Source organism: Moorena sp. SIO3E8 (assembly GCF_010692445.1).
GTDB lineage: Bacteria > Cyanobacteriota > Cyanobacteriia > Cyanobacteriales > Coleofasciculaceae > Moorena > Moorena bouillonii.
Genome location: NZ_JAAHHM010000156.1, coordinates 1 through 13,596 on the forward strand (window position 1 = coordinate 1; position 13,596 = coordinate 13,596).

General features: G+C 44.8%; 11 protein-coding genes and 1 pseudogene. 5 read left to right on the plus strand and 7 right to left on the minus strand.

What is annotated here, in order from left to right:
• Window positions 1-51: 51 nt before the first annotated feature.
• Window positions 52-402, plus strand: a complete 351-nt coding sequence (locus tag F6K46_RS33635) for a zinc ribbon domain-containing protein (protein WP_293066303.1) — start codon at window positions 52-54, stop codon at window positions 400-402.
• Window positions 403-524: 122 nt separating this feature from the next.
• Here the strand turns inward: F6K46_RS33635 and F6K46_RS33640 are convergent, their stop codons facing one another.
• The gene (locus F6K46_RS33640) at window positions 525-1,445 is read right to left on the minus strand and encodes an NAD(+) kinase (protein ID WP_070393791.1); all 921 of its coding nucleotides are present in this window, start codon (window positions 1,443-1,445) and stop codon (window positions 525-527) included.
• A gap of 213 nt (window positions 1,446-1,658) precedes the next feature.
• Here F6K46_RS33640 and F6K46_RS33645 point away from each other — a divergent pair, with 213 nt between their 5' ends.
• Window positions 1,659-3,575 carry a M48 family metallopeptidase gene (locus F6K46_RS33645; RefSeq protein ID WP_075901139.1) on the plus strand — a complete coding sequence of 639 codons (1,917 nt, stop codon included), beginning with the start codon at window positions 1,659-1,661 and terminating at the stop codon, window positions 3,573-3,575.
• A gap of 136 nt (window positions 3,576-3,711) precedes the next feature.
• Here F6K46_RS33645 and F6K46_RS33650 read toward each other — a convergent pair whose 3' ends face one another.
• Window positions 3,712-3,909, minus strand: a complete 198-nt coding sequence (locus F6K46_RS33650; protein WP_293066308.1) for a hypothetical protein — start codon at window positions 3,907-3,909, stop codon at window positions 3,712-3,714.
• Window positions 3,890-4,351: a DM13 domain-containing protein gene (locus F6K46_RS33655; protein WP_293066310.1), complete on the minus strand. Its 462-nt coding sequence runs from the start codon at window positions 4,349-4,351 to the stop codon at window positions 3,890-3,892. The genes F6K46_RS33650 and F6K46_RS33655 overlap by 20 nt, the downstream gene beginning before the upstream one ends.
• A gap of 407 nt (window positions 4,352-4,758) precedes the next feature.
• On the opposite strand from F6K46_RS33655, the gene coaE reads away from it, so the two are divergent.
• The gene (coaE, locus tag F6K46_RS33660) at window positions 4,759-5,361 is read left to right on the plus strand and encodes a dephospho-CoA kinase (protein ID WP_293066313.1); all 603 of its coding nucleotides are present in this window, start codon (window positions 4,759-4,761) and stop codon (window positions 5,359-5,361) included.
• Between the two features lie 204 nt (window positions 5,362-5,565).
• On the opposite strand, the gene sir is transcribed toward coaE, so the two are convergent.
• Both sir and F6K46_RS33670 read right to left on the minus strand, forming a co-directional pair.
• A complete protein-coding gene (sir, locus tag F6K46_RS33665; RefSeq protein WP_075901145.1) occupies window positions 5,566-7,518 on the minus strand; it encodes a sulfite reductase, ferredoxin dependent in 1,953 nt (650 codons plus the stop codon).
• Window positions 7,519-7,884: 366 nt separating this feature from the next.
• Window positions 7,885-8,433, minus strand: a complete 549-nt coding sequence (locus F6K46_RS33670; RefSeq protein WP_075901147.1) for an outer membrane beta-barrel protein — start codon at window positions 8,431-8,433, stop codon at window positions 7,885-7,887.
• Window positions 8,434-8,715: 282 nt separating this feature from the next.
• Between F6K46_RS33670 and F6K46_RS33675 the strand changes: the two genes are divergently transcribed.
• Complete coding sequence (locus F6K46_RS33675; protein WP_293066318.1) at window positions 8,716-8,865, plus strand: hypothetical protein; 150 nt, start codon at window positions 8,716-8,718, stop codon at window positions 8,863-8,865.
• 571 nt (window positions 8,866-9,436) lie between these two features.
• Here the strand turns inward: F6K46_RS33675 and F6K46_RS40410 are convergent.
• On the minus strand, window positions 9,437-9,712 hold the full coding sequence (locus F6K46_RS40410; RefSeq protein ID WP_366664732.1) for a pentapeptide repeat-containing protein: 276 nt from the start codon (window positions 9,710-9,712) through the stop codon (window positions 9,437-9,439).
• A pseudogene (locus F6K46_RS33680) lies at window positions 9,609-11,840 on the minus strand (DHH family phosphoesterase); the annotation flags it as partial. The pseudogene F6K46_RS33680 and the gene F6K46_RS40410, both read right to left, overlap by 104 nt.
• 448 nt (window positions 11,841-12,288) lie before the next feature.
• Here F6K46_RS33680 and F6K46_RS33685 point away from each other — a divergent pair.
• Window positions 12,289-13,482 carry a transposase gene (locus F6K46_RS33685; RefSeq protein WP_293066324.1) on the plus strand — a complete coding sequence of 398 codons (1,194 nt, stop codon included), beginning with the start codon at window positions 12,289-12,291 and terminating at the stop codon, window positions 13,480-13,482.
• Window positions 13,483-13,596: the final 114 nt, after the last annotated feature.

Consider the following 13,596-nt stretch of genomic DNA (forward strand, 5'->3'; position numbering starts at 1 on the left):
GTTAGGCATAGCCTAGTTGTGAAGAGTGTAATCGGATGAGCTGAGCATCGAGTGGGTCAGCGGTTCATCCTTCTGTTTCACCATTATCCGCAGCTGCTCAAGCATTTCTACCGCGCTGCACTAGTAAAGAAGGTAGAAGTCGTGGCTGGGAAGTCAGGCATACCGATCATCAAAGTCAACCCTAAGCATACATCTGTTGAATGCCCGAAATGCCATCACATCAGTGCAGACAATAGACATGGGGAAAAGTTCCTCTGTACTGAATGCGGATATCACGATGATGCTGATGTGAACGGTGGTGTAAACATTAGGAACAGGGGTTTAAAACAACTGGGTATTGACCCCATCCAGCTACCCTCGGTGCGAGGGAAAGTTACGCCCATGGAAATAACAGCCACTTAGGTTGTGCCTGGGAATCCCCATCCCTCGTGATTAGTGGGGAGGTTCAACTGCCCCCAATCTCCCCATCTCCCCATTTCCCCATCTCCCCATCTCCCCATCTCCCCATTAACTAACCAGGTGACTCAATTGCGGTGGTTGTTACTGTAGGTGACTCTAGTACCAGCCCACTGAAGCTTATTCCTTAAGGTCTGGTAATAGGAATACTGTTCCCTTAGGATAATGAACTTAGCCTGACAATCTGCTCTACGCACGTCCACCCGTTGTCCAGGCCAAATAGAGGTTGCCAGCACACCATCCATCCAGAGTTTAGTGTTTAGCTCATAATCCCCCAAGGGCCAGATACTGACAACAGAGCCAGAGGGGAGCACGAAAGGACGACTGGAAAGGCTCATCGGACAAATCGGTGCCACTGCGATCGCTTCGAGGGAGTCGTGCAAAATTGGACCATTCGCAGAAACAGTATAGCCAGTGGAACCAGTGGGAGTGCCAACAATTAGTCCATCCCCTTGGTATTGATCGACTATTTCTCCATCAATTTCCATTTCCAAAATTGAGGTAATCATCCGATCGGCAGAGGCAGGTTTGACACACATTTCATTGAGTGCGAAAAAGCGATCGCTAACTGGTGTAATGTCAGTGCGGTTTCCCCCAAACACAGCTCCCTGTAACATCATCCGCCGCTGAACTGCATAGCGGTCTTCTAATAGTCGGTCCCAAACTTGCTCAGTGTCTTTAAATTCTTCGATGGGTTCGGTCAGAAATCCCAGATGACCTCCAACATTTACGGCCAAAATTGGTATGCCTTCCGGAGCCAGATGTCTTGCGGCTGCCAATACTGTTCCATCCCCCCCCAGAACCACTGCCAAATCAATGGCTTCGGTGGCAGAAGCTAAAAAAACTGGGTAGGGATTATCTTTCGCGCCACTTGGTCCGATCAGAACCCTGCACTGGCGTGCTTCCAACTCCCGAGCGCATTTTTCTGCGCAACGTTTTCCTTGAGAGTCTCCAGCTTTGTGAATAATAATGACTTGCTTTAGCTGCACGTTACTGTTCTGGCTTACCCCTAGTGTTCACTGTTATTCTAGAGTGTTGGCTTAAGCATTACCTGATCTTTGCGGGGAAATTGGGTAAATCATTCAATTGTTAAATAAATTTAATTCTCAAAAAAGCCTTTTCTTGATCAAGAAGACTACTAACTTGGGCTAACTATAACTAGAGACTGGGTCAAACAGGCTTAGTTAATAGGAGATTAACCCATGACAAACGAAGAATTTGATACCTTAGTCAAGAAACTCGAAGATTATGCCCAACGATATCCCGATAATTATAAGCTGCGTGTAGGACTTCTAGCTGCACTGGGTTATGCCTACATTTTTCTGGTCTTGGCAGGATTGTTAGGAGTCCTCGGACTAGTAGTACTGTTGATTTACTACAGTGGTCGGATCAATCGTGGCATGGTTCAACTGATCATTGTTTTGCTGGTGCCAGCCTGGATGATTATGCGATCGCTATGGGTGAGTTTTCCACCACCCCAAGGATTAAAACTACAGCGCCAGCAAGTGCCAAAGCTGTTTGCCTTGATTGATGAGTTGACCAAAGCTCTAAAAGCTCCTTCCTTTCACCATGTTCTCCTGACCAGCGAATTTAATGCAGCAGTAGTCCAGATTCCTCGTCTGGGCTTACTGGGATGGCAAGAAAACTACTTAATTTTAGGACTACCTTTACTCCAAGCCCTTTCTCCTAGACAATTTCGAGCGGTCCTTGCCCATGAATTGGGACATTTATCCGGCAAGCACAGTTCCTTTGCAGCCTGGATTTATCGACTGCGTCAAACTTGGGAGCAGATTTGGCAACAATTGGAAAAAAGTCAACATGCTGGAGCAACAGTACTGTTTCATGGCTTTTTTAATTGGTATTCCCCCTTTTTCAATGCCTATTCTTTCGTACTTGCCCGTGCTAATGAATACGAAGCTGACCGCTGTGCTGCCGAGTTAGCAGGTAGTCAACACGTTGCGGAAGCGCTGCTGAGTGTTCAGGTCAAAGCTCAGTACTTGGAACAATCTTTCTGGAATGACATTTATCAGAAAGCCCAGCATCAACCCAATCCTCCACAAACCCCTTTGCAAGATTTAGCTAAGGCATTGTCGAGTCCCATTGAACCCAATCAGCAACAACAGTGGATTAGGTCAGCGTTGATGTCTCAAACCCATCATGCCGATACCCATCCTTGTCTGTTGGAACGGCTAAAAGCCTTGAAATATCCCTTCAACCCACCGCCTAGCTTACCCATACTCGTGAAAGTAACAGCGGCTGAAGAGTTTTTGGGTAAAGCGTTACTACCCCTTACTCAAGAGTTGGAGCGTCAATGGCATATTATTATCAATTACCAATGGCGACAAAACTATACCCAGGCTCAGGCGATACGCCAATCCTTGGAAGCTTTAGAGGCAAAAGCTGCCCACTCTCCGCTCACTGTTGAGGAAGCCTGGCATCGGGCTCGTTGGACATTAGATTTAGTTGGCACCCAAGAAGCAATCCCGTTATTAAAATCAGTACTGACCAGGCAAGCTGACCATGTATCCGCCAATTATTTACTAGGGCAAATCTTAATCGCACAAGATAATGAAGCTGGTATCGATTATCTGGAGCAGGCGATGGCACGAGACCCAGATAGTGTTTTGACTGGCACTCAATCAATTTATGGGTTTCTAAGACGCCAAGGACGTGACGCAGAAGCAGACCGATATCGTCAAAGAGCTGCCAAACATCATGAATTAATCACCCTGGCACACGAAGAGCGCTCTGGTTTCAGTCACGGCGATCGCTTTCAACCCCACGGACTATCAGCTGATGTAGAAGCTGCCTTACAACAACAACTTGCTGGTTACCCTGAGATTAAAGAAGCTTATTTAGTGCGCAAAATAGTGCTAATCTTTCCAGACAATCCCTATTACATCCTCGGTGTCAGCCGTCAGCGTCATTTTTTGGAGTCGAATAGCTCTAGTAAAGACCAACAACTGATTGACCGTCTTGCGGATGAATTAGAATGTCCTGGTCAGACCTGGATCACTATTTTGAATAGTACAAATAAATCCTTGAAAAAAGCACTGCGAAAAACGGCAATTTCGCCAATTTATCAGACTCTTGTTAATCAAACGTTAATTACTAATTAATGTTATTATAGCTGTTTTCAATTAGTTGAGGTACAACTTCCTGGGTTTTAGGGAACAGGGAACAGGGAACAGGGAACAGGGAACAGGGAACAGGGAGCAGGGAGTAGGGAGCAGGGAGCAGGAAGCAGGTAAAAAATCATGTGTACCTCATTAGGCTATAAACCGCTAGATGGGAGGCGTGACAGGTGTGGTAAGTGTGGGAAGATGGGGCGATGGAGCGATGGGGCGATGAGTAACTAGCTCTTTTTGACTGCACTGCATCCCGACTCCCGACTCCCGACTCCCGACTCCCGACTCCCGACTCCCTATTCCTTTTAGAGGGAAGCGTAACCAAAGGTGATGTTAAAACGACGACACCAAACTGCTACAGAGCCAAATTCATCAAGGTTCAAGTCGTCAGGAATAGCATAGCGTTGAGCACCACTGAATTTCTGGAGTCGGGCGAGGGTTACATAGTCTTGTGGCCGAATTTTACGAGGTACACTGCTGTTCCGATAAAGGAGTACCTTCACTTCGGGTCCACTACCGGTTTTAAAGGATTGATCAAATTCTAGATAGCGTTTACCATTTTCATTGACAATCTTGGCATTTCCTTGAGTGCGATGCCCTCTATCAACGGTGATAAAGCTTCCTGTGGCGATAGTAGAGGCTATTCGTTGACTGACCAGAGCATTGTTTAAAGACTTCTGTTTAACAACAGTTGTTTCTGCTTGCACAGCAGGAGTTGCTGCTGCCATTAACAATACGGATAAACCACCAACAATTAGACGTTTCATAATACTTCCTCCTAGTAATCAAAAATGAATTGAATCATTGCTTTAGTTGCTTAATTATTAGAATGAACTACCATTCTGAAATCACCCTAACGAATAAATGAAAGTTAGATGAGATTTAGACAAGAAAACTGAAGCACTCATATCAAGTCCGGTTGAATACCCATAATCTAGGGGCGGGGGCGCGGTAAGTGTGGTAAGTGTGGTAAGTATGGGAAGTGTGGGAGATAGGGAGATGGGGGGGATTTTTATTAACGGTAATCATCCTGATATGATATCAGCCCTCAGCTACTTTAGGGTAGGTTAGGGGAAGGGCATTGCGCGGTAACCCACCACCTGGTAGCACGGATTTGTGACCAACAGGTGCGATCGCATCCCTGATCTAACAACTGATTCTATAGTTAACGCCCATGAATCAAAAACGTATCATTGGTCTAACCGGTGGTATCGCTACGGGAAAAACCACCGTATCCAATTACCTGGCTGATACCTACAGGCTACCGATTTTAGATGCGGATATCTATGCCAGAGAAGCGGTACAACCAGATTCACCAATCCTGAAACAGATTTATCAGCGCTACGGTTTACAAGTGCAACACAGTGACGGTACCCTGAACCGCAAAGGCTTGGGAGAGATAATTTTTAGTAACCCAGCTGAGCGACAGTGGTTAGAGGAACAAATCCATCCTTATGTACGCGATCGCTTTCTATCTCAACTCGATACCATAGTGGCTCTTACAGTCATCTTAGTTATCCCTTTACTATTTGAAGCTAAGATGACTGACTTAGTGACAGAAATCTGGGTAGTCAGCTGCTCACCAGAACAACAGCTCAGACGGATCCAGAAACGCGATCGCATCTCTAAAGAACAAGCTCAAGCCCGGATCAACAGCCAACTTCCCCTCCAGCAAAAAATAGCACTTGCTGATCTAGTTTTAGATAACTCCTCTACCAAAGAAGCTCTCATCCAACAAGTATCTACTGCCCTTGCTACCAATCGATATCATCGATAACTATTTAGAATTTAGAATTTAGAATTTAGAATTTAGAATTTAGAATTTAGAATTTAGAACTTAGAATTTAGAATTTATTTCGCCTTTTACATTCTGCCTTCTGCCTTCTGCCTTCTGCCTTCTGCCTTCTGCCTTCTGCCTTCTTCATTCTCCATTCTTCATTCTTCATTCTCCATTCTTCATCATGCCAAACTGATAAGCTAGTTATCCCAAATAAGCTTTCAGAGCTTCTGCTGCCAACTCCGTCATACTTTTCCCTTGGTTAGCAGCAGCTTCCTTAAGACGAGCATGGACTTCTTCGGGAATGCTAATTCGACGGCGATTTTTAGCAGTAGAAGATTTCTTAGCTGAGGATTTCTTACTTGCTAGCTTGGCATCTGGATTAACTATACCGCTACCTAGCTCATAGTTAGCAGAAAATTCCCGAAGGGCATCAAAGCCAATGCGATCGCAAAAATCCCCAAAACTCTCTTCTGGTTTGCGCTCTTCCCGAAACTGCACAAAAATTGGTTCAAAGAAAGATTCCAGCTCACTTTCTGGCATTTTCTGCACATAGGCTTGTGATAACCGAGTTTGGTCTGGTGAAGCTCCCAGCCAAACTTGATAAGCTTTTGGTGCACTACCGACAAATCCCAACTCTGCCATATACGGTCTAGCACAGCCATTGGGACAACCGGTCATTCGGATCACAAAATATTCTTTGTCTAACCCCAATTTGTCCAGCAGTAACCGAATCCGCTCAACCATGCCAGGGAGCGCCCGTTCTGATTCGGTAACCGCTAAACCACAAGTAGGTAAAGCTGGACAAGCCATAGAGTAGCGCACTAACGGTTCAATTCCTTCTGGAGTAACTTGAATACCGTGCTGTTCTAGAATCTGATTCAGTGCTTGCTGGTGGGTCGGGTCAATCTCATAGAGAATAATATTGTGGTTAGCAGTAAGCCGCATCGGTAGGGCAAATTTCTCAGTAATTTCCCGCAGAGCTGTTTTGAGTCGGAAATCCCCTTCATCTTTGACCCGACCATTCTCAATCGATATCCCCAGGAATAGTTTTCCGTCTCCTTGTTCGTTCCAACCCAAATAATCTTCGTACTTAAATGGGGGTAAGGGCTTAAACGGTGCCAGGGTTTTACCGAAGTAGCTTTCTACTTTTTCCCGGAACTTATCGACACCCCAATCATTGATTAGGTACTTCATTCTGGCATGACGGCGGTTTACGCGATCGCCATAATCCCGCTGGGTTGCCACAATTGCCTTAACCAAGTCGTAGATATCGTCTTTCTCTACATAGCAGATGTGGTCAGCTAGACGAGCAAAGGTTTCTTCTTTATTGTGAGTGCGACCCATACCCCCACCAGCCAGAACATTAAATCCCTCCAGTTCTCCCTGGTCGTTAGTGATTACCACCAACCCCACATCTTGGGTATAGATATCAATGGAGTTATCCCCGGGAACCGTTACGGAACACTTAAACTTCCGGGGCATATAGTGTTCCCCATAGATTGGTTCCTCTTTGTCTTGGAAAATAGTACCATTACCATTGCGCTGCCGTGCTGCTTTCACCTCCGGAGCTTCCTCAGCACTAATTACCTTTTCCCCATCCAGCCAAATCTCGTAATAGGCACCGGTTTGAGGGGTAAGTAAGTCAGCAATTCGATCAGCATACTCCCAAGCATACTGATACTCTGGTCGATTTTTATATGGTGCTGGTGCAGCCATAACATTGCGGTTGAGGTCTCCACAAGCACCCAACGTTGACCCCATATTGCGGATAATTGCTGCAATTGTGGCTTTCAAATTCTTTTTGAGAATGCCATGAATCTGAAAACCCTGACGGGTAGTTACTCGTAGGGTATGGTTACCATACTCTTCTGACAACTGCTCGAGAGTCAGATAAAGCTCTGGTGGAATAAATCCTCCAGGATTTCGAGTGCGCAGCATCATCTGATAGTCTTTTTCCTGACCCTTGACCCGGTTATCTCGGTTGTCTTGCTGGTAAGACCCGTGAAACTTAAGAATTTGAATAGCGTCTTCTGTAAAATGAGTGGTATCCTGTAGCAATTCAGTTGCCACCGGCTCACGCAAGAAGTTACTGCGTTCTTTAATTCCTTCAATCTTAGAGGGTTTGCGGGCTTTAGGAGTCTGAGATACAACCATGGGTTCAACGGAGCAAAAAAGATGAATAAGTATAATTCCCGATAAATCGGTCGGGATTACGGTTAATGATTAGATCCTAATACTACCGTTACCGTTGCCCATTGGATCCATAACTTTAGAAATCCTAAAATTTCTCCAAATTCATTCATTGTCGTTCAATGAGATACCGGCAAAGAGGAAAGGAAAGAGTTGAAGGAAGGTTGAAGCTAGTAGATTGGCCAAAGCGAGTAGATGCACAAGAGGATTGTTGTCACCTCAGTTGAAGTATTTGACAGTTAATACTTCATCCTTTATACTTCATCCTTCATGCTTCATCCTTCATGCTTCATCCTTCATCCTTTCCCTTTGACAATAGACATACTAAGTTTAGAAACGATAGCCTGCACCCACTTGAACACTGACAGACTCACCTGAACTATTTTCGTAAGCGTTAAGACCTACCTTAGTATTGCCGTAAACCAAAACATCCTTAGCAATTTGGCTTTCAGCACCCACGCCAAGCACCCAAGCATCTTGATTACCGATGGGTGTATTGTCTCCGTCATCTTCCACAAAAGAGTAACCAACACTAGCAAAAACATTAGTATTTTTAGCTACGCCTAGGTCAAAGGAAACACTAGGAATAATCGCCGTATTGTCATCATTGAAAAGAATATCACCTCTTAGAGAAACTGGCAGCTTTGAAGTTGTTACACGAGTGGTAATATTACCACCAATATTTTGGTCATTCCCTTGTCCATCACTCGTTACACCGGCGGCAAGTCCAACGCCAATGTAGCTAGCATCTGTACCTTTAGCGCGGAGATCCTGTGCTCCTGGATTAGCGGAAGCCATACTATTTCCTAGTAAAACTGGAGCAATTGTTGTAGCAGCCAAAGTAGAAATAGTGACAATAGACTTTAGTAAACCTTGCATTGTTTGTTTCCTCAAATTCGTTTTTTTTGTTCCTTTCTATACAAGTCGTTGGGAATAAACAAAAGGTTCCTGAGGTTCTAAAAAAAAATCTAAATACTTGAAAAGCTTGAAATGACTTGAATCTAGCTAATCCGGATATAACTATAAAAAATCTGGCTTACTTTTTTCTTCCCTAATTAGTTGATACTCTTGAAAAGAGAGTCGGTTTTATCAATTAATTTAATGTCTGTGTTTTGGTAGTGGACTGTTTACCAGGTGTCACAGATTATAAGCATTTAGCTAATGCGCTACGCGCACGCGTGCGCGTTCAGCTATCAGTTATCAGTGATCAGCTATCAGTTATCAGCCATCAGCCATCAGCCATCAGCCATCAGCCATTCCCGTAGCGTGGCCATTCCCGTAGCGTGGCCAACGGCCAAGGCTGACTGCTGAGTGCTGACTGCTGAGTGCTGACTGAAAAGTGCTAACTGCTGAGTGCTGACTGCTTACGTCTAATCTTGTTTGATACCAACCATCCCATATCCAGCAATGTTATATGCAGCAATGGTAGACAGAGGCACCTGGTAAAAATACTGACGTCGGAACTGTTCTTCCTCAATGGCAGCAAAAAATATTGCGTTCGCGCAGCGTGCGCGTAGCGCAATCGCATCATTTTCAGCAACATTCGTCCGATGGGAAGACCACTCTTTTGGATGCCAACTTATTTGTACCCCGCAGTCCTGGTAAGAAACCTCAAAACCAATCGCTGATAGGGCATTCAGTCCTAACTCAACAGTGCGATCGCTTAAATCCAACTTCTCCTGCAATTGCACCAAAGTAGCCCATTGACCCGTGCGACTGAGGAACTTAGCAATTCCTAGCAACGTTTTCCAGGTGTCTTGAGCAGATAGTTGTTGAGGTTGTGGATATGCGATCGCTAATTGTCGTTCTGCCTGTATCGCTCTCCTACACCATACTTGTAACTCATCCCAACTCGTCGGACACTCATAAACCATTAGAGGAGTTAAACCTTGGGGGTTAGGAGGTTGAAGGTTATCTGGTTGAAGGTTATCTGGTTGAAAGTTATCCGGTTGAAGGTTATCTGGTTGAAGGTTATCTGGTTGAAGGTTATCTGGTTGAAGGTTGTCTGGTTGAAGGTTAGTCGGTTGAAGGTTAGTCGGTTGAAGGTTATCTGGTTGAAGGTTAGTCGGTTGAAGGTTAGTCGGTTGTTCGCCTTTGGCGTTCGAGTAGGGTAGGTTATTTGCTTGTTCGCCTTTGGCGTTCGAGTAGGGTAGGTTATTTGCTTGTTCGCCTTTGGCGTTCCGGTAGGGTAGGTTATCTGGTTGTTCGCCTTTGGCGTTCGAGTAGGGTAGGTTATCTGGAAAACCTTTAACCTTCAACTTGCCAACCTTCAACTCTTCGGAACCTTGGCCAAAAGGCCACGCTTTCGGCAAAGCCGACGCTGCGCGAACGCGAACAACCTCAAACCTACCAGCCTGTAACTCTTCTCCCCGCCAATCTAAAATCCAATCCAGCTGATTAGAGACCTGTAAACAAGACTGCAAATAATTTTCTTGGCAAGGTTGCACCGCAACGAGGCGTACTTCTGGACGTTTTTCGTAATTATTATAGTCTAATTCTACAACAGCATTACATCTACCTTTAGGGACTTCATCCTGATAATGTCCCCACCAAATACCAGGAAAACCCATACTCGTGGAGTCATCCCAAATTTCAAATTTAGTTTTAATATACTGTACTTTCCGCCCTCTCAAATCCTTAGAGTTACGATTCCAAACCTGTTCAAACCAACAGTTTTTAATCAGCATTTTTGGCACAGGATTACCCATACCACAAGGTTCCAGGTGTTTCAATTCATCAAATAGTGCTTTGCCCAACTCAGCAACCTTAACCACCAAATCCGCTTCCATGACTGGCCTCATCAAAGCCCCCGTCGTCCCTAGTTTTTGTGCCAACTGCTGGTTAATCGCTTCCGTAAATAAAGGAATATTATCCACTGGCAAACTCAACCCAGCCGCAAAAGGATGACCTCCGAAGCGATGCAACAAATGAGCTTGGGAATTGACTAATTCATAAAGATCAATATTATTAACAGAACGAGCCGAACCCCGTGCTATACTATAGGAGTATTTATCCTCTAAACCTGCTTCTACCAGTTGGCTTTCTCTATCGCTACTTTCTGTACTTAAGGAAACTGTACTTAACAAAATCGTCGGGCGTCCGTATTCCTGAGCAATTTGACCTGCTACTAAGCCTAAAACACCAACTGGCCATTGGGGATCCTCTAACACAATCACATTAGTAGTAGATAGATCAAGTTGGGCAAGTTTATCCTTAACCTGCTTAGTAATATCTTTTTGTAAAGACATGCGGCGGGTATTAGCTAATTCCGTCTCTAAAGCCAGTTGCTCACAACGTTTCTCATCTTTACTAGTCAGTAACTCAACACAAAATGAAGCATCCCCTTGAATCCGACTTACAGCATTAATTCTCGGGCCAAGTCCGAACGAAATATCCGTCGGGCGATCGCCACTGCGTTTACACAACTCTAACAATCGCGCTACACCAGGACGAGAGCGAGTTTTCAGTTGCTGCTTCAGTTGTTCAATTCCCCGTTGTGCCAGATAACGACAATCTCCCGATAATTCCACCAAATCCGCAATTAGACCAATTGCCACCAAATCCAGCAACCCCTCTAACCGTTGTTGGGGAATATTAGGTAAAACCTGATACATCGCTTCCACTAACTTATAGGCTACCGCCACTCCAGACAAATGAAATAAAGGGTGAGTTTCAGCAAAATAGCGGGAATTGATGATAGAAACCACTGGCGGACGGTCATCTGGTAGAGTATGGTGGTCAGTAATAATCACATCTATTCCCAACTGCTGAGCATAATCAATTTCCCTCAGATTCGTGCTGCCAGTATCGCAGGTAACGATAAGTTTCACCCCAGCAGCGTGCAGTTGGTCAATTCCTGGATAATTCAAACCATGGGATTCCGTCAGGCGATTGGGAATGTAGTAACTTAGCTGTTGGTGCTGCCAGAAAAACTGTCCCAGTCCTTCCCAGAGGACACTAGTAGCCGTGATTCCATCGGCATCAAAGTCCCCCCATATGGCAACCTTTTCCCCAGCCTCACGGGCTTGCAGTAGGCGTTTTACTGCCCATTTCATTTCCTGTCCAAAATCGAAAGGGCTGGTAGGTTGATACAAATCTGGGTTTAGGAAACCAGCCAGTTGTTTCTCCTCTCGTATTCCCCGTTGCCACAGCAGTTGAGCAGCATAACCTCCCGAATAGCCATGAGTATGGGATTTGACAGCTTCGATGAACCACTGAGGAAAGTCAGGTGGCGGTAGGACTTGCCATTGGGATTGAGAAATGGATTCGGACATGGATTGGGACATGAACCTGATTTGCGATCGCTTATAGTTAGTCGAGTTAGCTGATCCGCGAGAAGCCCCGCGCTCTACCCGTGCTTAGTGAGCGTCTTGAAGTTACCGTAAGAATAGTGGAGCCTTTATGGTTGGCAGGCTATGCATAAAAGAGTTAACACTTATTGATTAAGGCTCCACTATTCTAAGGCGCGCGTCTCTAGGATGATAGCGGGACGATGGAGTGAAACGGAATTGTCAACTAGGAATCTTTGGGGACAGGGAAACGAGCTATTAAGCTTCTGAGTAATTCGGAGCAGGTCATCCCCCTACGTTCGCGTAGCGTGGCCTACGGCCAATCAGCTTCTTGTTTAAGCTGTCTTTTTTCAAAGTTAGTCAGTCGAATCATTAATGTTTTATCTTTCATTTGTAATTACGTCTGTTACTATGATAATAGGTCGAAAAACAAGAGACAGCAATAATGAGGGCAGCATACCAATACCGGCTTAGACTTACTAAATCACAGGTCGCCAAGATAGAAAAATGGCTTGATATGTTACGCTATCAGTACAATTACTTACTGGCTGACCGATTCAATTGGTATGGGCAAAATCGTTGCTCCATTAATTCCTGTCCTCTTATTTGCCACTTACCCGATCTAAGAAACAATCCCGATTATTTTTACCAGAAGAAAACCCTTCCTGAATTAAAGAAAAACAGGCCGTGGTACGGAGAGATACATTCTCAAGTTCTGCAAGATTGCGTCAAGAGAGTAGACCTGGCTTTTAAGGGTTTTCTAAAAGGAGATTGCAATGGGAACAGGAGCGGAAAACCACGTTTTAAAAGCAAAAACAGGTACCGCTCTTTTACCTTCCCGTCCTTGTCCAAGAGTCCTATTAGTGGTAATATCCTGGCTCTACCGAAATTTGGGCAAGTCAAGATGATTTACCATCGACCAATCCCAGAAGGATTCAAGGTAAAAACGGCCACAATTACCCGAAAGGCCGATGGCTATTATGTAACACTGTCAATTCAGGATGATTCCGTCCCGGACATTATCCCGATAGATAGCGTTACTAATCCCGTTGGGATAGATATGGGTCTTAAGTCGTTTTTGATAAAGTCTGACGGTACTGAGGTGCCAATTCCCCAGTATTACCGAAAGGCTCAGAAAAGACTTAATAAAATTCAGAAAGCTGTTAGCCGATCCAAAAAGGGAAGTAATAACAGAAAAAAAGTTGTCCTTAAACTTGGGAAGGCTCACAAAAAGGTAGCTGACACTAGAAAGGATTTTCACTTTAAGACTGCGAAAGAATTACTAGGTAGTCACGATCTAGTAGCCCACGAAAAGCTCAATATCAAAGGGCTGGCTAGAACCAGAATGGCAAAGTCAGTTTTGGATGCTGGTTGGGGTCAATTTTTGTCTATCTTATCAGTCAAAGCCGTTCGCGTAGCGTGGCCTACGGCCTTGAACGCTGGACTGATAACAAAAGCTGTAAACCCCCGTAACACCAGTCAAAACTGTTCTAATTGTGGAAAGAAGGTACCGAAAAAACTGAAAGACCGCATCCATTCCTGTCCTCACTGTGGTTATGTTGCTGACAGAGACGTGAATGCGGCTAAAAATATCTTGTATTTGGCGGTGGGGCGTCCCGTCAGCAATAAAGCTGTGTGATTCGTTGGCTATAAACCTTATCCATAAAGGATTTGGGGGACTAGCCGCAAGGGTCAAACCTTGATAACTTGAAAACCATGTTGGTGAAATACCAACCCTCGTGAAATCCGAGTG

What these genes read in the sequence shown, in the direction of transcription:
- coaE (WP_293066313.1), top strand. Translation starts at nt 4,759, where the DNA reads ATGAATCAAAAACGTATCATTGGTCTAACCGGTGGTATCGCTACGGGA.
- F6K46_RS33685 (WP_293066324.1), top strand. Translation starts at nt 12,289, where the DNA reads ATGAGGGCAGCATACCAATACCGGCTTAGACTTACTAAATCACAGGTC.
- sir (WP_075901145.1), bottom strand. Translation starts at nt 7,518, where the DNA reads ATGGTTGTATCTCAGACTCCTAAAGCCCGCAAACCCTCTAAGATTGAA.
- F6K46_RS33675 (WP_293066318.1), top strand. Translation starts at nt 8,716, where the DNA reads ATGCGCTACGCGCACGCGTGCGCGTTCAGCTATCAGTTATCAGTGATC.
- F6K46_RS33655 (WP_293066310.1), bottom strand. Translation starts at nt 4,351, where the DNA reads ATGAAACGTCTAATTGTTGGTGGTTTATCCGTATTGTTAATGGCAGCA.
- F6K46_RS33670 (WP_075901147.1), bottom strand. Translation starts at nt 8,433, where the DNA reads ATGCAAGGTTTACTAAAGTCTATTGTCACTATTTCTACTTTGGCTGCT.
- F6K46_RS33645 (WP_075901139.1), top strand. Translation starts at nt 1,659, where the DNA reads ATGACAAACGAAGAATTTGATACCTTAGTCAAGAAACTCGAAGATTAT.